Consider the following 20551-nt stretch of genomic DNA (forward strand, 5'->3'; position numbering starts at 1 on the left):
AATGGAATGCATTTATGATTTTTCAGTCTCCAGTTCCAGCAAAATTCTCTTTGCTTCCAGTCCTCCGGCAAAGCCTGTCAGGGAACGGTTGCTGCCGATAATGCGATGGCAGGGGATAAGGATGCTGATGCCGTTGGCTCCGATTGCTCCAGCCACGGCTCTGACACAATTGGGATTGCCTATACTTTGAGCGATTTCCTTATAGCTTCTGGTTTCACCGTATGGTATATCAAGCAATGCATTCCATACTTTTCTCTGGAAATCTGTTCCTACAGGATGCAACGGAATTTCGAATGACCTGCGGATGCCTAAAAAATATTCATCCAGTTGCTGCCTAGCCAGCTCCAGGACAGAAGATGTCTCTATCTTGAAATCTGCGTTCATATACCTTGCTAGTCGAAGCTTATTGCGCTCTGCACATGGCTTTTCGTTCCAATCACATAGACACAATTCATCACCCACTGATGCCAGAATTAACTCTCCACAGGGCGAGTTGTAATATTGGATGTTTATTTGCTGCATTCTATCAAATACGATTAAACTTTTTGCAAAAATAATAAATATTCTCAGATTTTGCAAGATAAAGTACAATATGGCATTCTTATTTATAATATATTATACTTTTATTGAACTTTTCTTTGAGTTTTGCCATATTTTCATTAACTTTGCCAGCAAAACTATCATTAAGAGTTACCCTTTAAAATAAACGTATTATGCAGATATTATTGGCAAATGCCAAAATCATGTTTGATAAGGCAGATAGGGCAGCTGTTTCAAAGCCACTTTTCCAATCTGTGGCTGAAATGTTGGCTGCAGAAATGGCTAAGCTGGACGTAGAGGAATTGGCTAGGCAACTTGATTGCAGCCACAAGATAGCTTCTGAAAACTGGAAACGCTATCGTAATTTTATGGCTGCAGAGAAGATGCCTGCCATACTTTCCTACAATGGACAGGCGTATAAGCATCTACGCGCCAACACTTTGGGAGAAGAATCCCTGCAGTATGCCCAGAAACATCTCTGGATTACCTGCTTTCTCTATGGATTGCTTCGGCCGATGGATGGCATCGTGCCTTATCGTATGGAGCATTGCGTGACGCTTGAAGCTACAAACGACAAGCCGATCAATCAATTTTGGAAAGATAAACTGACCGATGTTCTTATCCACAGTGTGAAAGCTGACGATGGCATACTTATCCATCTCTCTACGGCAGAATATGAACATCTGTTTGATTGGAAGAGAATTTGCAGGGAAGTGAAAGTCATCCAGCCCCTCTTTTATGTTCGCCAGAAGGATGGTGGGCTGAAAATGCAGGCTGTGTGGGCTAAATCCTGCCGTGGAGCTATGGTGAGATACATTCTAAGCAACCAACTTGCTACTCCAGAAGAATTGGCAGCCTTCAGTTACGAAGGTTTTGAATACGCACCAGAATTAGGAGAAGTGGCTTTTCCGCATTTCGTTCGTAATATAACAAAATAGTACTTTCTTACTTTTCCTACATCAAAGATGATATCTTAGAAGACAAGGGAGCGGACTAGATAATGCTTTAGTCCGCTCCCTTGTTTAATTTAGTTTAAATCCTGAACAATTCTTGTTTATCTCTAGGTAAAATTGTATCTTTGCCGTGGAGAAAGTTATGTTCAGCACTGCTGAACTTGTATTCAACACTGCTGAACTTAAGTTCAACACTGCTGAACATAGATTCAACATCGCTGAACGGAGATTTCTTCTAATGATAAAGACTATTATCCTTAAGAGTATAGGTGAATGCATTTAAGGATGCAAACTATCTCTTCCAGGACTATGGGCTCTCTTTATAAATGATGATGTAGAACTTAATAAGGAAAGGAATCGATATGGCAAAGTACAAGTTGCAGGAGATGTCGGATGTTCATCATACTGGCAAGCGTAAGGTTTATCCCAAGATGGTAGTCAACCGGACTCTATCTCGCAAGGAGTTTATCGAAAGGATGCAGGGTTATCATCGTGGTATTTCGGCAAGCACCACGGAGGCTGTGCTGATGGATGTGGAAGATATGCTGGTTGAGATGCTCTCCATGGGCTATAATGTGAATCTGGAGGGCCTCGGTACCTTCTCTTTATCCTTGGGCTTCGAGGATGACAAACCTACGGAGATGCAGGGCGATGATGACAAGATGACCTATCGCAAGGTAGGCGTAAGAGATGTGAACTTCAAGGCATCTCCCGATTTCATCAAGTCTGTGAAGCAGGCAGCCGACCGTGATCTGGAGCGGGATATGGGTGGCGTAAAACTGATATTGAAAAAGAAATATACCCGAGAGGAGCGGATCGCCCGAGCCCTGGATGTCATCGATGAGAATGGCTTCATCGGTCTTACCGACTATGCCTACATCAACAACTTGAGCCGCACCGCCGCCTCCTTGGAGCTGAAGGAGATAGCCCATGACGAGACTGTTCCCATCCGCTCTGTGGGTCAGCACAGCCATAAGGTCTGGGTGAGGAGAAAAAAATAAGATAAAGTATGATTTCTCATCATTTTCTTTGGTAGTTAGGAAATATTATTGTAGTTTTGCACAAAGAAAGAAAAAGTCTAAAAAGTAGTAGATATGGAACAGAAGAAGAAACGCGTATATCGCAAGCGCATCCCTTATGGCATGATGAATTTTGAGGATGTTAGAAAGGATGATTGCTATTATGTGGATAAGACTCCGTTCATAGAAGAAATGGAGGCAGCAAATAAGTTTTTCTTTTATATTCGCCCTCGCCGCTTCGGCAAGAGCCTTACCCTTTCTATGCTCCAGAATTACTATGATGTGAACAAGAAGGATAAGTTTGAGCAGCTCTTTGGTGATCTTTATATAGGTAAGAATCCAACCCCTGAGCGTAATTCCTTTTTGGTGCTGAATCTGAATTTCTCTGTAGTTGCAGCTGGTATCGACGATTATAAGGATGGTTTGGATGCTACCTGTAACATGGCTTATAATTTTTTCTGTGATGTTTATCAGCAGTATCTTCCTGAAAATATCAAGGAGGAAATGAATAAGCAGGAAGGGTGTATCGACCAATTGCAATATATCTGTCAGGAGTGTGATAAAGTTGGTCAGCAAATCTATCTCTTCATAGATGAGTACGACCATTTTACCAATAAGATTCTTGCAGAGCCGCAATATATGACCAATTATCGCAAGCAGACGCATGGCGAAGGCTATCTGCGTCTCTTCTTCGATGCGGTGAAGGCGGCTACAAGTACATCCTTGAAGCGTGTTTTCGTAACAGGTGTCAGTCCTGTGACGATGGATGATTTGACCAGTGGTTTCAACATCGGCACCAACTATTCCTTGAGCGCTGAGTTTAACGAGATGACGGGATTTACGGAGGAAGAAGTACGTGAGATGTTGACCTACTATTCTTCGGTTTGTCCTTTCCGTCATTCCGTGGATGAACTTATCCAGGTGATGAAGCCATGGTATGATAACTACTGCTTTGCTATCAACAGATATGGTCAGGTAACGATGTATAACTCTGTGATGGTGCTGTATTTCATCGACCAGTATATTCACAATAATTGTGATATTCCTCGTGATATGATAGAGGATAACATCCGTGTAGATTATAACAAGCTTCGTATGCTCATCCGCCACGACAAGGAGTTTGCCCATGATGCCAGCATCATCCAGCATCTGGTTACGGATGGATTTGTTACGGGAAACTTGAAAAGGGGATTTCCTGCCGAGAGTATCAACGATCCGGACAATTTCGTCAGTTTGCTCTTCTACTTTGGCATGTTGACCATTGATGGAACCTATCGTGGCAAGACCAAGTTTGTGATTCCTAATGAGGTGGTTAGAGAGCAGATTTATGCTTATTTGCTGAGCACCTATAAGGAGAACGAACTGGCTTACGATACCTATCAGAAGAGTGATTTGGAGAGTGGCTTTGCTTATGATGGTGATTATAAATCTTATTTCGGCTTTATAGCTGATGCCATCAAGCGTTATTCTTCGCAGCGTGACCGACAGAAGGGTGAGTCGTATGTGCATGGCTTTACCTTGGCAATGACTTGTCAGAATATGTTCTATCGTCCAATCTCAGAACTGGACAACCAGGCTGGTTATGCCGACATCTTCCTGCGTCCGCTCCTGGAGAATTATCCGGATATGGAGCATTCATACATTGTGGAGTTGAAATATTGCAAGTCGGATGCCACCGATGAGCAGGTGGCGAAGCAGAGAGAGGCAGCTATCGCTCAGGTTAATCGCTATGCAGATAGTGATGTGGTGAAGACTGAGGTAAAGACCACCCGCCTTCACAAGATAGTTGTGATATTCAGGAGCGTGGATATGGTGGTGTGTGAGGAGATAGAATAATCTTACTGGGATAATTGTATATGAATTATGCAGATTACATTTGTGGCGTTAATTAAAAGAAAGGAATAAGATGGAAACGATTAATATTCAGTTTCAAGTACCTTCTACAGGTCAATATACGCTTGACGAATTTGTCGCTAAGCTCAAAGACTATGCAGAAAAATTAGCCGGTTCTATTTCCAAGTCAGGAAACAGTTACCAGGAAAGATATATGAGCCAGGCAGAGCAGGAAGCCTATGTGGCAGAAAGCCTCAACCGTGCTCTTGATGAAATGGAAGCTCATAAGAAGAATGGGACTAAGCCGATGAGTTTTGATGATTTTATGGCTAAACTTGATGAGGAGGATTAGTTATGGAAGTTGAAATACGTGTTGGGAGTGAGTTCTTAATACAGTTTAAGCGTCTTTCTAAAAAATATCGTTCTTTAAAAAGCGATATTAAAGAATTGAAAGACTCTCTTGTAATTAATCCTTACCAAGGTACTAGTCTTGGCAAAGGTGTCAGAAAGGTAAGAATGGCAATAGCTAGTAAGGGTAAAGGTAAGAGTGGTGGTGCAAGGGTCATTACTTATAATCTTTACCAGGAAGGAGATTCCATTATCATTGATTTGTTGACAATCTATGATAAAGGAGAAATCTCTAATATCTCTGATGAATTTATCAGCTTTTTGCTTGATAAACGTGAAAATGGATAATATACAGAATTAGTATCATTGCCTTTCAGTATTATCTGATGCTGAAAGGTTTTTTGTGTCTTAAAGCGAAGAAAGTCGTTCTTTTCTTTGGCATTTCCAATTCTTTTCTTTAATTTTGTGGCGTTAATTTAAAAGAAAGGATTTTGATATGGCAGCAACTGTTTTTAATCAAGCACAGCTTGAACTTTTAGATATGATGCAATGGGTAAAAAGCCCGGAAGCATTGGCAGAATTGAAGCAGGTTATCTCTGATTTCTTTGCCAAGAAGGGACAGGAAGAATTAGATGCAATGTGGGAGCGTGGGGAAATGACAGAAGAAAAGCTGAAGAGCTTTGAGACATTGCACGAAAGAACTCCTTATCGCCGATAGTTATGAATATTGTTTTGGATACCAATTGCCTTGTTATTGCAATTTCAAGGCAAAGCGAATACCATCAAGTATGGCAAGATTTTCTTGCTGGTAAATATACTCTATGTATAACCAATGAGATTATCGAGGAATATAGTGAGGTGTTGTCTCGTAACATCTCCCCTTTGGTATCAGAACTCTTCATTTCTGCCATTTTGAATAGGAAGAACGTAAAGAAGATCTCTCCTTCTTTTTCCTTCCATTTAATTGAGGCAGATGTTGATGATAACAAGTTCGTAGATTGTGCGATTGTGGCTAATGCCAAATACATAGTAACTGAAGATCATCATTATGATGTCTTGAAAGAAATCCCGTTTCCTAAGGTAGATGTGATTAAGTTAAGGGAGTTTATGTTGGAACTTCAAACTATCTCAGAATAAATCCAGCCTTTCAGTATTTTTGATGCTGAAAGGTTTTTTGTGTCTTAAAGCGAAGAAAGTTGTTCTTTTCTTTGGCATTTCCAATTCTTTTCGTTAATTTTGTGGCGTTAATTTAAAAGAAAGGAATAAGATGGAAACGATTAATATTCAGTTTCAAGTACCTTCTACAGGTCAATATACGCTTGACGAATTTGTCGCCAAGCTCAAAGACTATGCAGAAAAATTAGCCAGTTCTATCTCCAAGTCTGGAAATGGTTACCAGGAAAGATATATGAGCCAGGCAGAGCAGGAAGCCTACGTGGCAGAAAGCCTCAACCGTGCTCTTGATGAAATGGAAGCTCATAAGAAGAATGGGACGAAGCCGATGGATGCTCGTGAATTGTTGAGAAGACTTCGAGAAGAGGAGGCGTAGTATGAATGTTAAGATTTATACGGAAAAAGAATTTGAGCGACAACTTAGAAAGCTTTCCAAGAAATATCGTTCAATGCTTGATGATTACGATGCTTTTCTTACAGGCTTAGAACAGGATCCTTTTCAAGGTACTAGTCTTGGCAAAGGTGTCAGAAAGGTAAGAATGGCAATAGCTAGTAAGGGTAAAGGTAAGAGTGGTGGTGCAAGGGTCATCACTTATAATCTTTACCAGGAAGGAAATTCCGTTATTATTGATTTGTTGACAATCTATGATAAAGGAGAAATCTCTAATATCTCTGATGAGTTTATCAGTTTTTTGCTTGATAAACGTGAAAATGTCTAATACGTAGAATAGGTCTCTTTTTTGTCCTTGCCCCTGATTTGCAACAAACTTTAACGCTGTTGCCGCTGATTTGCGACAAAAAAGTAGTATCTTTGCCCCTGATTTGAAACAAATGCGTATGTTTAGACGAAATATCATCAGTAAACTGGAGGCTTGGAAGCAAGACAAAAAGCATAAGCCCCTTATCCTGAGAGGAGCTCGACAAGTTGGCAAGACAACTGTGGTCAATGAGTTTGGCTCTCAGTTTGATAATTATCTATATTTCAATCTGGAAAGAAATGAGAATGCCAAGTTGTTTGAAATGGAGATTCCTTTAGACGACCTGGTGAATATGCTGTATGCCAGTGTCGGTAAGGTTAAGAAAGAAGGAACTACCCTTGTTTTCATCGACGAGATTCAGAATTCTCCTAAAACCATAGCACTTCTTAGGTATTTCTATGAACTGAGACCTGATTTGTATGTTATTGCAGCTGGCAGTCTGTTGGAGAATCTGGTGGATGTTAAAGTCAGTTTCCCTGTGGGAAGAGTACAATATCTGGCTTTGCGACCTTGTTCGTTTTCGGAATTCCTGGGAGCTATCGGCAAGAATAATCTGCTTGCCGTACTCTCGCAGAAGGCAGAATATACGGTTGCCTTCCATGAACAGTTGATGCATCTTTTTAATCAATATACCATTGTGGGAGGTATGCCTGAAGCTGTGCAGCAGTATGCTGAAACCCAGGATGTCATTGGTATCGAAGATGTTTATGAAACTCTGGTGCAAGCCTATAAGGATGATTCTGAAAAATACGTCAGAGGCAATAAGTTGACAGACGTGGTGAGGTTCATCCTCTCCTATGGTTGGGCTTTTTCGGGTGAGACCATTACGTTGGGCAACTTTGCCAATTCTGGCTATAAGTCAAGAGAGGTGGGCGAGGCTTTTAGATTGCTGGAGAAGGCTATGCTCCTGGAGTTGGTTTACCCTGTGTCTTCTACCCAGTTGCCGATTATCCCTGAGACCAAGCGAATGCCAAAACTCATCTGGTTTGATACGGGATTGGTGAACTATCAGGCGGGAATCAGAAAGGAAATCATTGGTTCCACCGATATGGTGGACAGTTGGCGTGGGCATATTGCAGAACAAATTACGGCTCAGGAGTTATTGGCTTTGGAAGATAGGGTGGGACAGCATCGCTCGTTTTGGGCAAAGCCGAATAATGGTGCAGAGGTTGATTTCATTTTTACTCATAACTCCAAGCTTTATCCGATAGAGGTAAAGAGTGGAACCAATGCCCATCTACGTTCTCTCCAGGTATTTATGGATAGTTCTGATGTAAACATAGCCATCCGTATCTGGTCAAAGCCTTATTCTGTAGATAAGGTCAAGACCATTCATGGCAAGGAGTTTACGTTGATCAATCTTCCGTTTTATCTGATAGGTAATTTGCGGAACGTATTGGATGCTGTTGTAGATGAATGAGTGGTAGATACAAAAAAGAATTCAGCAAATTAGCATCTTGGCTATTCAACTCCTTGTTCCAAGATATATGCAGGTTGGCAGCTCGTTACCTTGGCTTTTACCAAGAAGATGTAAGTTTTCCGTTAAATATTCTATTTTCTGATAGCTATTTCGGAAAAATTGCCTATTTTTGCAATATGAATTCAAAACGAAGCAATTATGGCATTGAAATTATATCCTGTAGGAATCCAAACATTTGAGCGTATTCGAAAGGAAAACAAGCTCTATATCGACAAGACGGAATATATCTATCGAATGACACATTCTGGTGGATGTTATTTCTTCTTAAGTCGTCCACGCCGTTTCGGTAAGTCACTTTTGGTGTCAACTTTTGAGAGTTATTTCTCTGGAAAGAAAGAACTGTTTGAGGGGCTTGCCATCGAAAAGTTAGAGCAGGAATGGATGGAATATCCTGTGCTGCACTTCGACATGAGTGGAGGTAAGCACATGGAGAAGGAGCAGTTGGAGGATTATCTCTCAAATCGTTTGGAGGCAGAAGAGAGAAAATGGGGGATTACCCATTCTAAAAGAGGTGTAAATGATCGTTTGACAGAATTAATTACCACCGCTTATGAAATTAGTGGCAAGCAGGTGGTCGTGCTCATCGACGAGTATGATGCGCCTATGCTCGATGTAGCTCATGAGAGAAAAACTTTGGATGAGCTTCGTAATGTGATGCGCAATTTCTATAGCCCACTCAAGATGTGTGAGCCCATGCTTCGTTTTGTCTTCCTGACTGGCATCACCAAGTTCTCGCAAGTGAGCATTTTTAGCGAGTTGAATAACATCAAAAATATTTCGCTGGATGATGAATATGCTGGAGTTTGCGGAATCACCAAGGAAGAATTGCTTACCCAGATGAGTGAGGATATAGATGTGTTGGCAGAGGCACTGGAGATGACAAGAGAGGAAACTATTGCTAAACTCAAGGAGAATTATGATGGCTATCACTTCTCGCCAGCATCCTCTGATGTGTTTAATCCTTATAGCTTGCTCAACTGTTTTGATGATAAGAACTTCGGTGCTTATTGGTTCAGCTCAGGCACACCTACCTATCTTATCAACATGCTTCGCAAGTTTAAGGTCTTGCCAGCCAAGATAGGCAGGTCATTGGCTCGTTCCTCAGCTTTCGATGCTCCTACGGAGAACTTGAAGACCATCACGCCTTTGCTCTATCAGAGCGGCTACATCACTATCAAGGGCTATGACAAGATGAGCCAACTCTTCACGCTCGACTTGCCTAACAAGGAAATCAAGGTGGGCTTATTTGAGAGCCTTCTGCCTTATTATTTGGAAGGCATGTATGCCGAGGAGGGAGATGTGGCAATCGCCCAGATGTCTGTCTTGATTCGCCAAGGCGACATGGATGGTGCCTTGCGCTTGCTCCAGGAGTTCTTGGGCACGGTGCCTTATTGTAACAATACCAATTACGAGGGGCATTACCAGCAGGTGCTTTTCATCATCTTCACTCTCTTGACTCACTTTGTGGTGGATGTGGAGGTTCACACACCGAATGGAAGGGTGGATGTAGTGATGGAGACTGAGGATACTCTCTATCTCATCGAACTGAAACTCAACAAGAGCGCCCAGGCCGCCATGCAGCAAATCAACCTCAAGCAATATGACCAGCGTTTTGCGAGATGTGGCAAGCCGATAGTAAAAGTTGGTGTAAACTTTGATGCCAAGAAAGGGAATATTGAGGATTGGACCATAGAACCATAAATAAGAGTCCACTTTTAATAGTGGTAGCAACCCATAATAAAAAAAAAGACCGAGTAACTTTTCTATTGGAAGTTGCTCGGTCTTTTTGGGTTGAAGTAGAATTAAAACTGCCTTATTCTGCCAATCGGATGCTCATAGGGCTTACGGTGATGAGGCGCTTCTTGTAGAGGTCGCCAATGGCACGCTTGTAAACCTTCTTGCTCACGTGGAAACGCTCGTAGATGTCGTCGGCCTCGCTCTTGTCGCCAAGGTTGCACTCGCCATCGTTGTCCAGAAGATACTGGTAGAGGGTTTCTGCGAAATCGGCAGTCTGCTGAATACCGGTCTTCTGCAGGGTAACGTCTATCTTTCCGTCAGGACGAACTCTTCCGATGTATCCCTTCATCTTGTCACCCGTGTGGATGTACTGGAAAATCTGGTCCTGATAGAGCAGACCCGGATACTGGTTGTCGATGATAACCTTGAAGCCGAGGTCGGTCTTCTGCCAGATGAGGAGATCCACCTCTTCGCCATGCTTGTAGTGAGGATGGTCTTCGTTGAGATAACGCTCAATCTTGGCTGAGGCAACGATGCGATAGCTCTCCTCGTCGATGTGGATATGCACGATGTAGGAGTTGCCGAGCACCATGCGCTTCTTCTGCTCACGGAATGGGCAGAAGATGTCCTTCATCAGTCCCCAGCCCAGGAAGGCTCCGTATTCGTTGACCCATTTCACTTCGAGATAGGCGAAGTCGCCCACTTTAGCCAATGGGGTTTCGGTGGTAGCGATGAGGCGCTCATCCTGATCGAGATAGATGAAGACATCCAGCTCGTCGCCGATGCCAGCGTCTTCAGGAATGTAGCGAGATGGAAGGAGGATTTCTCCCTCGTCACCACCATCGAGATACAGACCGAAATCTACTTTCTTTACGATGCGAAGGCGATTGAAATCGCCGAGTTTTATCTTTTTGCTCATATAATATTATCTTCAGTTTTTTCTTCTGTTGTTGGGGTTTCTGCAACTTCTGCAGTTTCTTCCTGGCTATCAGCAGCTCCTGCCTCCACTGTCTTCTCAATCATTCCATCCTTGAGGTGGATGGTGCGGTCGGTGATGGAAGCAAGACCCTCATCGTGGGTAACGATGACGAAAGTCTGGCCGAACTTGTCTCTCAGGTCGAAGAAGAGCTGGTGAAGCTCTGCCTTGTTCTTGGAGTCGAGACTTCCTGATGGCTCATCGGCAAGGATGACGGCAGGATTATTGACCAAGGCTCTTGCCACGGCTACACGCTGTTTCTCACCACCTGACAACTCGGCAGGTTTGTGGCTGGCTCTATCGCTCAAGCCCATAAAATCCAATAACTCCTCGGCACGCTCCTTGGCTTCCTTTCTGCCCTTTCCGGCGATGAAGGCAGGAATCATGATGTTCTCCAGGGCGGTGAACTCTGGGAGAAGCTGATGGAACTGGAAGACGAAACCGAGATGCTGGTTGCGGAAATCGCTCAGTTTCTTGGTGCTGAGGCTGCGCACATCAATGCCGTCCACCTCTATACTGCCACTATCTGGCTTGTCGAGGGTACCGATAATCTGGAGAAGAGTGGTCTTGCCGGCACCACTAGGTCCGACGATACTTACCACCTCGCCCTTGTCAATATGCAGGTCGATGCCCTTAAGCACCTGCAGGGAGCCGAAGCTCTTGGTTATACCTTTTATATCAATCATTTTCTAACTCAAAATTATTTTGAGGGCAAAATTAAGCAAAATATTTGGAAATGCCTAATTTTAAGAGATAAAAAGAAATAAGGAGGGATATAAAAAAACAAAACGAGCCTTATTCTTGCAAATAAAGCTCGTTTCAGTACTCAATTCTGTATTACTTTCTATAAAATGTATGTGTTATTTCAACCCATCAGCATCGCCGGTGGTCTTCAATCCGTTGCTCTTTTCGCGAGGAGTGATATTCACTTTCTTCGCTATGGTGTTCTCGATAAGGTTGGCATCGAATGCCGTCTTCTTGTCGGTGCAGGTGACTCGTGAACTGATGCGGCAAGCGCCTTCCATGCCGTGTCCATCGCTTTCTGATAGGTGGCTCTAGGAAGAATGCCCTGCTGAACACCCCATTCGATGAAATACTTGCGGTCGCCCACTTCCTGGATATGGAAGTGCTTGCGATACCACATAATGGTTGTTTTGTTGCGTTTTTAATTTCTCTTGCAAAGATAATGCAAACGAGCGCAATGTAAGCTTGCTTACAAATTGCCGAGTGCAGCTTATCTTATGCAAAGATAAATAAAACAATTGGTTTTTGATATGTGATATTGTACAAACTTATGTGTTCTCGTATATTATTATATATTGGTTCTTTTTATATGTAATCTACGATAAACTCGTAACAATATATGTTTTAGTATTACGAAAAGCTCGTAATACGTTAAAATATAGCTGAATTTATGTTTTTTAACGTAGATTGTTTTGTGTTTATACGAAAAGTTCGTAGATTTGCAGCGCGATTTAGAAACAAGAATGTTGAATTTAAAAGAATAAAGATAGAAATATGGAAAAGCTGACGAATCAGGAAGAAGATATTATGCTTCGGATATGGCGATTGGGACGATGTGCCGTGAAACAGATTATGGAACTGTTGCCAGAACCTCGTCCACCTTATACTACGGTGGCTTCTATTGTGAACAATCTGAAGCGCAAGGAATATGTCAAGGCGGAGCGGGATGGTAAGGGGTATGTCTATTCTCCACTCATTGCCGAGAGCGATTACAAGCGGAAGTTCCTGTCGGGTTTCGTGAGCAATTACTTCAAGAATTCCTTCAAGGAAATGGTTTCCTTCTTTGCCAAGGACGAGAAAATCAGTCCCGAGGACCTCAAGGATATCATCCGTGAAATTGAGAGTTCGGAAGAATGACTCGAGAACTTTGAAGAATAAATCAAGCTTTCGGAAGAATAATTATTAAGTTCATTTCAAACAAAAATCGAAACTGTATGGCAATATATCTTATAAAAATCAATGTAGCCCTGATGCTCCTTTATGGCTTTTATCGCCTCACGGTGAGCCGCGATACTTTCTTCGGTCTTCGCCGCCTTACCCTCTGGCTCATCTATGCCGTTGCCCTGATGGTTCCGGCACTCAATCTGGAATATTGGGTGCGCGATACACCAACGATGGCGAGTATGGCGAATGTATATGCCGACACGTTTTATCCCGTGGTGGTTGTAAAGGCTCAGGCTCCCAGCATAACCTGGATAGATATGCTGCTGGGCATCTATTGGGCAGGAGTTGCCGTTCTCTCATTGCGTTTGGTATGGCAGCTCTTCAGTATCATCCGCCTTGCAGCTATTTCCCGGAAGCAGGAGGTGGAAGGCATTACGGTACATCTTCTCAGAGGCGAGGGGAGTCCGTTCTCCTTCTTCCGCTGGGTGTTTATGTATCCATCTACCCTGGAGGGCAAGCAGTTGCACGAAGTGATGGTTCACGAGTGCACCCATGTTTCGGGTCTCCATTCCCTGGATACCCTCTTCTCCGAGCTTTTCTCCATCGCCTGCTGGTTTAATCCGTTTGCCTGGCTGATGAAGCAGGAAGTAAGAATGAATTTGGAATATTTAGCCGATGAAAGTGTATTATCTGATGGTAACGCGCGCAAATCCTATCAGTATCACCTTCTAGGTTTGGCATATCGACAGCCGAATGAATCGACCAAGATTGCTAATAATTTTAATTTATTACCTCTTAAAAAAAGAATTAAAATGATGAACAAACGTAGAACAAGTGAAATAGGCAAGGCGAAGTACCTCCTTTTCGCACCTTTAGCAGGAGCGTTGCTTATGGTGAGCAACATCGAGAGTGTGGCTCGTGAGATTGGCGAGCAGATTCCGGAAGTAGCCGAGGTTCAGCAGAAGGCTGAGCAGGCTCTGAATGCTGATGTGGCTGTGGCGAATCCGACGGCTGAAGAAGCAAAAGCTGCCGCAGAAGCCAAAAAGGCAGAAGAAGCTAAGGCTGCTGAATTGGCAAAGTCGGAAGCTGAACAGAAGGCGGAAGCAAAGGCTTCTGATGCGACAGCCCCAGCCGATACAACCAAGAATGTGGTTTATGACGTAACAGAGACGATGCCGCAATTTCCTGGTGGTCAGGGAGTAATGATGAAGTATCTGGCTGCAAACATCAAGTATCCGGCTTCCGCTGTCAAAGCCAAAAAGCAGGGCCGTGTGATTGTAACCTTTGTCATTCAGAAGGATGGTAGCGTTACCGAAGCCCGAATTGCAAGATCTGTAGATCCGGAACTGGATGCTGAGGCTTTGAGAATCGTGAAGGCGATGCCTAACTGGACTCCTGGTACACAGGATGGTAAACCGGTAAACGTAAGATATACCATCCCTGTTGTATTCTCTCTTCAAAAAGATGTAACCCCAGGGAAGAAAGAAGTAAAATAGAATATCAATTTCGGGTTATAAAACAACTCAATAAAAAAGAGCATAAATCTCAACTCAATAAAAAAGAGCATAAATCTCATCTCAGCGATAGGGTATGTATTCTCTATTGACATGTAGAATGAAAAGGGCGGTTTTCTTGCGTGATGCAAGAAGCCGCCTTCTGCATTTTCTGCATCATCAGGCGTGATTTTTCCTTAGCCAAGGCTTGCATATCCACGGCAACATCGTCTTCATCTACGATTTCCACGCCCGTCATCGTTTCTATCACATCCTCCATGGAAACTACGCCGCGAAGGCATCCATATTCATCTACGATAATGGAGATGTGCTCTCGCTTTTCCAACATCTTTTCCCAAATCTGATATATCGATTCTTCCTCGTTGAAGGAAAGTATCGGGCGCATCAGTTCGGATAATCGGGTTTGAAATTCATCGTCTGAAACCGATTTGAGAACCACATCCTTCAGAACGTAGCCCACGATGTAGTCCTTATTGTTATCATATACAGGAATGCGTGAGAAATTCCACTCCTTCTGTTCGTAAAACTCCTTGGTGGTTAGATGCATATTAGCAGATTTTAGTGATTTATTAAGACCAAAGGGGAAGAAAATCTATTCTTTCCCCTTTGGTCTATAATCTTACAGCTGTATCTTTACAGCCTTTCCGTCATATTCCACGCTCTTGCTTGCCTGCATAGGCTGGTCGCCTGCGCCGCAATCAGCGCCCACCATCACGATGTGGAATCTGCGATGCTGGAGCCTTCCCTTATAGCTGCCCTTGCGTGGAGCGATGCTCAGGGTTCTGTCTGCTTCATTCCATACAAACTTGATTTCTGAGAATTTACCTTTCTCATAGTTGTAGTTGTCGCCCTCATCCTCATAGAGCGTAAATTTGCCATCAGCACCAGGATAGACACGGATTTCCAGCTCATCCCAAGGCTTCTCTGAACTATACTGCACTTCAGGACCGAATGGCAGGATGGTACCAGCCTTGATGAATACAGGCATGATGTCGATAGGACAAAGGCGCTGGATATCCTGACCACCCTCATACTGGGCATTGCTCCAGAAATCATACCATTTATTGCCCTTTGGCAAGTAAACATTCACAGGCGCAGCTGCCTTCCTTACATCAGGATAGATGGTATGGCCCTTCTTTTCCTTATCCTTCCAGGTGTATAAAGGATCGGTTACCGGCTTCACCAGGATGTTGCGGCCAAAGAGATACTCATCGTTCAGGCGGGAAGCCTTCTTGTCTGCTGCATAATCCATTACCAGGGCACGCATCATGCTTCCGCTATTCTGTACACAGTCTCCAGCCGTACTGTAGATATAAGGCAAAAGGCGATAGCGCAGCTTGATGGCCTTAATCATAGCATCATAAGCCCAGTCGCCCTGCTTTCCGAATTCATACAGTTCGCTTACCATCGGCGAAGAACAGTGGTTACGCATCAATGGCATGAAGGTTCCCCACTGCATCCAGCGGGTCTGCAGTTCCTGAATGGCAGGGTTCTTTGGATTCTGTTCAAACTCCCAGTAGAAGAAACCACCCAGGTCGGTGTTCCAGAATGGGATACCGCAGAGCGAGAAGTTCAAGCCCGATGGAATCTGATTCTTCATCTCATTCCAGGAAGCCACCACATCACCGCTCCAGCAGAGGGTGCCATAATGCTGAATACCGAAACTGCCGCTTCGGGTCATCTGGAGCGAACGCTTTGTGTTGCCCTTCATCGCTCTCTGGTGCTCGTAGATGCTCTTGTTGTGCAATAATGGGAAGGCGTTCTTCACGCCCAGCCATGAACCATCGAAGGTCTGATAGTTCTCATCGCCCGGCTTCTCAAAATGGTCTGGCTCCGTTGAATCGGTCCACCAGGCATCGAAGCCCATCTGGTAGAGGTGGGTAAGATACTTCCAGTAGAGGTTGCGAGCCTTCGGATTGAAGACATCGTATGGCATCACGCCACTGTTTCTTGGCCAGGTTTCGAAAGGAAGGAGGGCATTCATCTTCTTCAGTTCACGATACTGCTCTGTCCAAGGACCGAAACTTGCCCAGATGGAAATCATCAGGTGGGCATCGTTCTTGTGAACATACTTCACCATCTCTTCCGGACTCTTCAGACGGGGTTCTCCTTGTGCCTTCATCTGCTTCATATCGGTAGGAAGATACTTGGCATAGGCTGGGTCGCCCACCTTATTTATATAGTATGGGTTCTGGAACTTCATCGCATTCCAGTTGGAGTCGCAGCCCCAATACTGCCAGTCCTGCACGATGGCATCAGTAGGAATCTTCAGTTCGCGATACTTATCCAATACGCCAGCCAGTTCATCGCTGGTCTTATAGCGCTCACGGCATTGCCAGAAGCCCATCGCCCATTTCGGGAACATCGTAGCCTGTCCGGTGAGTTCACGGATGCTGGCGATGACTCCATCCTGCGTACCATCCTTGTACATGAAATAGTAGTCGGCGCAGGTTCCCACTTCGCTGGTAAAGGAAGTTCGGGATGGCTGATTGCCATTATCCTTGGATGCTACTACATCATTGAAATAGGTTTTTCCTGCATTGTCCCAGTAAAGACCATAGCCCTTCTCACTGGTGAAATAAGGGATGGCGATATAGGTGTTATGATTCCAGAGTTCGATGTTCTGTCGGCCACGCTGATTCATGTAAACATCGCGCAACTGTCCCAGACCATAGATTGCTTCGTCATCAGCAAGACGGAAGTCCTGCTCTATGCGGTACTTGCCCTTGTTGGCTTCATCCTTGCGGGCTTCCAGACGGGTCTTCGTATCAGTAAGCAGCAGCTTTCCATCCTTCGAAAGGAAGCGGATTTCGCCAGTCTGCTGATTCAGTTCGACGGAAATAAAACTAGAATTGATTTTTACAATATCACCGTTTTCCTGTATTTGAACGCCCTTCATCTGCTGAGGTTTCAAGATGACAGAATAGCTTTTCTTCTGAACAGGAGCACCAAGTCCGGCATCAGATTTCAAGATGCGGACGATGGATGGAGAATAGAATTCGATGGTTACATTCTGCTGAGCCACCTGACGGGTGATAGACTTGGCAGCCGCACCTTTCTGGGTGCCTGCCACCTTTACGATCTTGGCGCTGAGTTCACTTGGAACGCCAACAGCAGCGATGCCCAAAAGGGCAATGAAAGATAAATTCTTTAGCATACTTCTGTTTATTTTATTAGAGGGTTTATGATTTGTACTGTTCCAAATACATAAGATTGTATTTCGACTGCAAAAGTAATGCTAAATGGTGAAAAAGGGATAAAACAAATGAAGATTCGAGTGGTACATTTGTTGAAAAATGCCGGAAAAGCCCCATCCCAGGGCTATTCCGGCATCATTTATCTATATTCGGAAGGCAATACGCCAAATTCCTTCTTAAAACACTTGGTGAAATAGCTGGGCGAGCTGAAGCCCGTTCGCTCGGCAATTTCATTCACACTCTGCTTACCTTCCTGAAGCAAGGCTGCTGCACGATGAAGCCGGATGCTGCGGATAAATGCCACGGGAGTAGTATTGGTCAGAGCCGTCAGCTTTTTATAAAGTCCTGTCCGCTCCATACAGAGATCCTGTGCCAGTTGTTCCACGCCATATTCGCCATCTTCAAGATGCTGTTCTATCAGAGCACGCACCTGAAGAATCAGCTCGGGTTCCCGATTGACAGCCTCGGCTGTTTCCGGTAGCAGGCTATCCTCTGGCAAGGAAGGAATGTCATCTTTTGTAAAATCGGTATTTATTACATTTGTTTTCTTTTCTCTACGAAGATAAAGAATGATGATGCCCACCAGAATCACGAGGAAAACCACCAAGCCAGCTATCGCCCATCCCGACTTCCACCAGGGTTGGTCTATGGTAAAAAAGAGACCCAACATTGGTGAAACATAAATCAGACCATCGTGATAGGTTCCCAGCCAGATGGCTCCTTCCTTATCCCGATAAACCGTATTGATGCCTGTTGTGAGCGATTTTCCGTCAGGCAAAGCCAATTCCTTTACCTCGCGTGGAGTAGTGCCCAACTTGAAGTCGAACATCAGATAACCATGCTGACAGCTGATCAGAGCCTGATTGTCTGATGACATGTTCAATGTATGCAAGAGGTAATCGCATGCGTATATCCTGGAATATTTCCGGGTTTCCGGATTAAAATGCAGGAAGATGGAAGCATCCGTCTTGTTCTTTTCATCACGTCCGGTTCTTATCTGGTAAAACTGTCCGCTCGGTGTCTGAACGGTGAGTGAGGTGTTCTGATAATGCTGAGCTTCGGCTGTTGAATAGGCAGAAGCGGTATAGGTCAGCTTATCATTCTGAAAAACCGCCACGATTCCTGAATCCATGAAAGTATAAACCTGTCTGCCATCGGTATCCAGATCCTGCAGACACCCCCATTCCTTCTTCAAATGGATTAGATTGCCATCCTGCGTATTGAGCAGCGAATCACCCATAACAACCCATACATTTTTCCTGCTATCTACAAACAGATCCTGAATGTCATTCCGGGTCGGGCCGTTTCGCATCATTTTCATCTTATTCTCTTTTCCATTTCCTGACAGAGCGTCAAGGGGATGTTCCAGAATTCTGCCCTCTGCAAGCAGAATACAGAATATCTTCTGGTATTCCTTTACCCATAACCTGTCCTGGCTATCGGCATAAAGATGCGTCTGCCCCTTGTATTTCGTGATGTTTTCTGCCTTTTCTGCAGGAAGGGGAATCAAGGAGAAGCGCCTTCCATCATAGAGATTGATGCCCTTGGGAGTTCTCACCGCCAATCTGCCATCTGTCAACTGCATCATCTGTAGGACATGGTTATCAGAAAGCCCCTGTTGGGTATTGAGTACATAGAAATAATCGTTTGTCTCTACCTTCTGGGCAGAGCTGGTAAGTATCCGGCTGCCAAAGCAGAGGAAAACGATGCATAGTTTGATGATATATGGTTTATAACTTCTCATAGAGCCTTATTGTCTATTTTCATTGCTGCTATTTTGCTTATTCTTTGCAAAAATATAAAAAAAGATTGAGACAGACAAGACAAGCAGGCAAAATTTTGTGGCTTTCACTCTATCTCCTATATTAATTAATTCCCTATAGATTTAATGGATATCAGACTCTTCCACTGCAGGTGCTTTGTCCTCCTTGGGTTGAGGCTTGGGTACGAAGCCCAGAATAGCAACCAGACAACTCATCAACGGACTGATGATGTTGAAGAAGCAGAAGGGGAGATACACCAGTGTCGGGATGCCGAGAACCGTGCTCTGCGTCATACCGCAGGCTGTCCATGGAACCAGTACGCTTGTTACGGTAGCACTATCCTCTGTACTTCGGCTCAAGAGTTCCGGGCGGTAGCCTCGTTCAGCATATTCATCCTTGTAGATAGATGCATTCATGATGATACTCAGGAACTGGTCGCCCATAACGAGATTGAGCAATACACCCGATGTCACGGTACTGCAGACAAGTGATACGGTGCTATGGATGCTTTTCAGAAGCATGTGGGTGATAGCGTGAAGCATGCCGCTGGCTACCATACATGAACCGAAACACATGGCACAGAGAATGAGCCAGATGGTGTTGAGCATGCCTGCCATGCCGCGGGTTGCCACCAGTTCATTGATGTTCTCCATGCCGCAATCTACCTGAGTGTGGGTATAGCAGGTTATCATGATTCCCTCAAAGAGGCTCTTGGCAGTGATGCAGTCTTCGCCAGCAATATTTACCAGTACTTCCGGCTGGAGGATGAGGGCACAGATGCATGCTGAAAGAGCTGAAAGAAGAAGCGTGATGAGAGAGGGAGTCTTGCGGTAGATGAGCCATCCTGTAAAAGCCGGAACGAGCATCGTAAGCAGGGAGATGTTGAAACCATGACTCAGACCGGTAAGATACTGGCTGATATCCACAGGCTTGGAATCATAGCAGAGTCCGATGATGAGATAGAGTGCCAGCGAGAGCAGGATGCTTGGTATGGTGGTGTAGAGCATATAGCGAATATGCGAGAAAAGATCGGCACCGGCTATGCTTGAAGCCAGGACGGTGGTATCGCTCATAGGTGAGAGCTTATCACCGAAATAGGCTCCCGAAATGATGGCTCCAGCGGTGTAGGGGGCTGGTATTCCCAGGGCATCACCGATTCCCATCAGGGCAATACCGATGGTGGCAATGGTGGTCCATGAGGTTCCCGTCATCACAGAAATGATGCTGGAGATGATGCAGGCGCAGGGTAGGAAAAAGGTCGGCGACATGATCTGAACACCATAATATATTAATGTGGGAACCACGCCACTGATCATCCAGGTAGCTGACATCATTCCGATGAGCAGCAGAAT

21 protein-coding genes are annotated in these 20551 nt (G+C 44.4%); 13 read left to right on the forward strand and 8 right to left on the reverse strand.

The window, feature by feature from the left end; genetic code table 11:
* Nucleotides 1-12 precede the first annotated feature (12 nt).
* The gene (locus tag AAAT87_RS07510) at nt 13-522 is read right to left on the reverse strand and encodes a methylated-DNA--[protein]-cysteine S-methyltransferase (protein ID WP_153127805.1); all 510 of its coding nucleotides are present in this window, start codon (nt 520-522) and stop codon (nt 13-15) included.
* Nucleotides 523-713: 191 nt separating this feature from the next.
* On the opposite strand from AAAT87_RS07510, the gene AAAT87_RS07515 reads away from it, so the two are divergent.
* The 11 genes from AAAT87_RS07515 to AAAT87_RS07565 all read left to right on the forward strand — a co-directional run bounded on the left by AAAT87_RS07515 (nt 714) and on the right by AAAT87_RS07565 (nt 9805).
* The gene (locus AAAT87_RS07515; RefSeq protein ID WP_296972331.1) at nt 714-1478 is read left to right on the forward strand and encodes a YaaA family protein; all 765 of its coding nucleotides are present in this window, start codon (nt 714-716) and stop codon (nt 1476-1478) included.
* Nucleotides 1479-1855: 377 nt separating this feature from the next.
* Nucleotides 1856-2494, forward strand: coding sequence for an HU family DNA-binding protein (locus AAAT87_RS07520; protein WP_349226081.1), 639 nt, complete (start codon nt 1856-1858; stop codon nt 2492-2494).
* A 93-nt stretch (nt 2495-2587) separates the two neighbouring features.
* Nucleotides 2588-4348: an ATP-binding protein gene (locus AAAT87_RS07525; protein ID WP_349226082.1), complete on the forward strand. Its 1761-nt coding sequence runs from the start codon at nt 2588-2590 to the stop codon at nt 4346-4348.
* 70 nt (nt 4349-4418) lie between these two features.
* Entirely contained in the window at nt 4419-4697 is a 279-nt protein-coding gene (locus tag AAAT87_RS07530) for a hypothetical protein (protein WP_349226083.1), read from the forward strand.
* Nucleotides 4698-4699: 2 nt separating this feature from the next.
* The gene (locus tag AAAT87_RS07535) at nt 4700-5041 is read left to right on the forward strand and encodes an addiction module toxin RelE (RefSeq protein ID WP_295024988.1); all 342 of its coding nucleotides are present in this window, start codon (nt 4700-4702) and stop codon (nt 5039-5041) included.
* Nucleotides 5042-5189: 148 nt separating this feature from the next.
* Complete coding sequence (locus AAAT87_RS07540) at nt 5190-5411, forward strand: DUF8507 family protein (protein WP_153098155.1); 222 nt, start codon at nt 5190-5192, stop codon at nt 5409-5411.
* A 2-nt stretch (nt 5412-5413) separates the two neighbouring features.
* A complete protein-coding gene (locus AAAT87_RS07545) occupies nt 5414-5830 on the forward strand; it encodes a putative toxin-antitoxin system toxin component, PIN family (protein WP_153098156.1) in 417 nt (138 codons plus the stop codon).
* A gap of 130 nt (nt 5831-5960) precedes the next feature.
* A complete protein-coding gene (locus AAAT87_RS07550) occupies nt 5961-6242 on the forward strand; it encodes a hypothetical protein (protein WP_296972324.1) in 282 nt (93 codons plus the stop codon).
* 1 nt (nt 6243) lies between these two features.
* The gene (locus tag AAAT87_RS07555; protein WP_349226084.1) at nt 6244-6585 is read left to right on the forward strand and encodes an addiction module toxin RelE; all 342 of its coding nucleotides are present in this window, start codon (nt 6244-6246) and stop codon (nt 6583-6585) included.
* Between the two features lie 118 nt (nt 6586-6703).
* Nucleotides 6704-8044, forward strand: coding sequence for an ATP-binding protein (locus AAAT87_RS07560; protein ID WP_349226085.1), 1341 nt, complete (start codon nt 6704-6706; stop codon nt 8042-8044).
* Between the two features lie 198 nt (nt 8045-8242).
* Entirely contained in the window at nt 8243-9805 is a 1563-nt protein-coding gene (locus AAAT87_RS07565) for an ATP-binding protein (RefSeq protein WP_349226086.1), read from the forward strand.
* Nucleotides 9806-9917: 112 nt separating this feature from the next.
* On the opposite strand, the gene AAAT87_RS07570 is transcribed toward AAAT87_RS07565, so the two are convergent.
* From AAAT87_RS07570 to AAAT87_RS07580, 3 genes are all read right to left on the reverse strand, one after another.
* Nucleotides 9918-10760 carry a CvfB family protein gene (locus AAAT87_RS07570; protein ID WP_349226087.1) on the reverse strand — a complete coding sequence of 281 codons (843 nt, stop codon included), beginning with the start codon at nt 10758-10760 and terminating at the stop codon, nt 9918-9920.
* Nucleotides 10757-11503, reverse strand: a complete 747-nt coding sequence (locus AAAT87_RS07575) for an ABC transporter ATP-binding protein (RefSeq protein ID WP_349226088.1) — start codon at nt 11501-11503, stop codon at nt 10757-10759. Before AAAT87_RS07575 ends, AAAT87_RS07570 begins: the two co-directional genes overlap by 4 nt.
* 251 nt (nt 11504-11754) lie before the next feature.
* Nucleotides 11755-11961 (reverse strand): hypothetical protein, encoded by a 207-nt coding sequence (locus AAAT87_RS07580; protein ID WP_349226089.1) that lies wholly within the window; start codon nt 11959-11961, stop codon nt 11755-11757.
* Nucleotides 11962-12335: 374 nt separating this feature from the next.
* Here AAAT87_RS07580 and AAAT87_RS07585 point away from each other — a divergent pair, with 374 nt between their 5' ends.
* Both AAAT87_RS07585 and AAAT87_RS07590 read left to right on the forward strand, forming a co-directional pair.
* A complete protein-coding gene (locus AAAT87_RS07585; protein ID WP_295025603.1) occupies nt 12336-12698 on the forward strand; it encodes a BlaI/MecI/CopY family transcriptional regulator in 363 nt (120 codons plus the stop codon).
* Nucleotides 12699-12775: 77 nt separating this feature from the next.
* Nucleotides 12776-14221 carry a TonB family protein gene (locus AAAT87_RS07590; RefSeq protein WP_349226090.1) on the forward strand — a complete coding sequence of 482 codons (1446 nt, stop codon included), beginning with the start codon at nt 12776-12778 and terminating at the stop codon, nt 14219-14221.
* Between the two features lie 103 nt (nt 14222-14324).
* Here the strand turns inward: AAAT87_RS07590 and AAAT87_RS07595 are convergent, their stop codons facing one another.
* The 4 genes from AAAT87_RS07595 to AAAT87_RS07610 form a co-directional block, all read right to left on the reverse strand.
* The gene (locus tag AAAT87_RS07595; protein ID WP_349226091.1) at nt 14325-14786 is read right to left on the reverse strand and encodes a CBS domain-containing protein; all 462 of its coding nucleotides are present in this window, start codon (nt 14784-14786) and stop codon (nt 14325-14327) included.
* Nucleotides 14787-14858: 72 nt separating this feature from the next.
* Nucleotides 14859-17396: a glycoside hydrolase family 31 protein gene (locus tag AAAT87_RS07600; RefSeq protein WP_349226092.1), complete on the reverse strand. Its 2538-nt coding sequence runs from the start codon at nt 17394-17396 to the stop codon at nt 14859-14861.
* 179 nt (nt 17397-17575) lie between these two features.
* Nucleotides 17576-19180 carry a helix-turn-helix domain-containing protein gene (locus AAAT87_RS07605; protein WP_349226093.1) on the reverse strand — a complete coding sequence of 535 codons (1605 nt, stop codon included), beginning with the start codon at nt 19178-19180 and terminating at the stop codon, nt 17576-17578.
* Between the two features lie 141 nt (nt 19181-19321).
* Nucleotides 19322-20551, reverse strand: a 1230-nt coding sequence (locus tag AAAT87_RS07610; protein WP_349226094.1) for a Na+/H+ antiporter NhaC family protein, incomplete at its 5' end; no start/stop codon positions are given.

Origin of the sequence: Segatella sinensis (assembly GCF_040095255.1) — a bacterium.
GTDB lineage: Bacteria > Bacteroidota > Bacteroidia > Bacteroidales > Bacteroidaceae > Prevotella > Prevotella sinensis.

Coding starts and splice junctions, on each gene's coding strand:
- AAAT87_RS07510 (WP_153127805.1), bottom strand. CDS start 522: ATGCAGCAAATAAACATCCAATATTACAACTCGCCCTGTGGAGAGTTA.
- AAAT87_RS07515 (WP_296972331.1), top strand. CDS start 714: ATGCAGATATTATTGGCAAATGCCAAAATCATGTTTGATAAGGCAGAT.
- AAAT87_RS07520 (WP_349226081.1), top strand. CDS start 1,856: ATGGCAAAGTACAAGTTGCAGGAGATGTCGGATGTTCATCATACTGGC.
- AAAT87_RS07525 (WP_349226082.1), top strand. CDS start 2,588: ATGGAACAGAAGAAGAAACGCGTATATCGCAAGCGCATCCCTTATGGC.
- AAAT87_RS07530 (WP_349226083.1), top strand. CDS start 4,419: ATGGAAACGATTAATATTCAGTTTCAAGTACCTTCTACAGGTCAATAT.
- AAAT87_RS07535 (WP_295024988.1), top strand. CDS start 4,700: ATGGAAGTTGAAATACGTGTTGGGAGTGAGTTCTTAATACAGTTTAAG.
- AAAT87_RS07540 (WP_153098155.1), top strand. CDS start 5,190: ATGGCAGCAACTGTTTTTAATCAAGCACAGCTTGAACTTTTAGATATG.
- AAAT87_RS07545 (WP_153098156.1), top strand. CDS start 5,414: ATGAATATTGTTTTGGATACCAATTGCCTTGTTATTGCAATTTCAAGG.
- AAAT87_RS07550 (WP_296972324.1), top strand. CDS start 5,961: ATGGAAACGATTAATATTCAGTTTCAAGTACCTTCTACAGGTCAATAT.
- AAAT87_RS07555 (WP_349226084.1), top strand. CDS start 6,244: ATGAATGTTAAGATTTATACGGAAAAAGAATTTGAGCGACAACTTAGA.
- AAAT87_RS07560 (WP_349226085.1), top strand. CDS start 6,704: ATGTTTAGACGAAATATCATCAGTAAACTGGAGGCTTGGAAGCAAGAC.
- AAAT87_RS07565 (WP_349226086.1), top strand. CDS start 8,243: ATGGCATTGAAATTATATCCTGTAGGAATCCAAACATTTGAGCGTATT.
- AAAT87_RS07570 (WP_349226087.1), bottom strand. CDS start 10,760: ATGAGCAAAAAGATAAAACTCGGCGATTTCAATCGCCTTCGCATCGTA.
- AAAT87_RS07575 (WP_349226088.1), bottom strand. CDS start 11,503: ATGATTGATATAAAAGGTATAACCAAGAGCTTCGGCTCCCTGCAGGTG.
- AAAT87_RS07580 (WP_349226089.1), bottom strand. CDS start 11,961: ATGTGGTATCGCAAGCACTTCCATATCCAGGAAGTGGGCGACCGCAAG.
- AAAT87_RS07585 (WP_295025603.1), top strand. CDS start 12,336: ATGGAAAAGCTGACGAATCAGGAAGAAGATATTATGCTTCGGATATGG.
- AAAT87_RS07590 (WP_349226090.1), top strand. CDS start 12,776: ATGGCAATATATCTTATAAAAATCAATGTAGCCCTGATGCTCCTTTAT.
- AAAT87_RS07595 (WP_349226091.1), bottom strand. CDS start 14,786: ATGCATCTAACCACCAAGGAGTTTTACGAACAGAAGGAGTGGAATTTC.
- AAAT87_RS07600 (WP_349226092.1), bottom strand. CDS start 17,396: ATGCTAAAGAATTTATCTTTCATTGCCCTTTTGGGCATCGCTGCTGTT.
- AAAT87_RS07605 (WP_349226093.1), bottom strand. CDS start 19,180: ATGAGAAGTTATAAACCATATATCATCAAACTATGCATCGTTTTCCTC.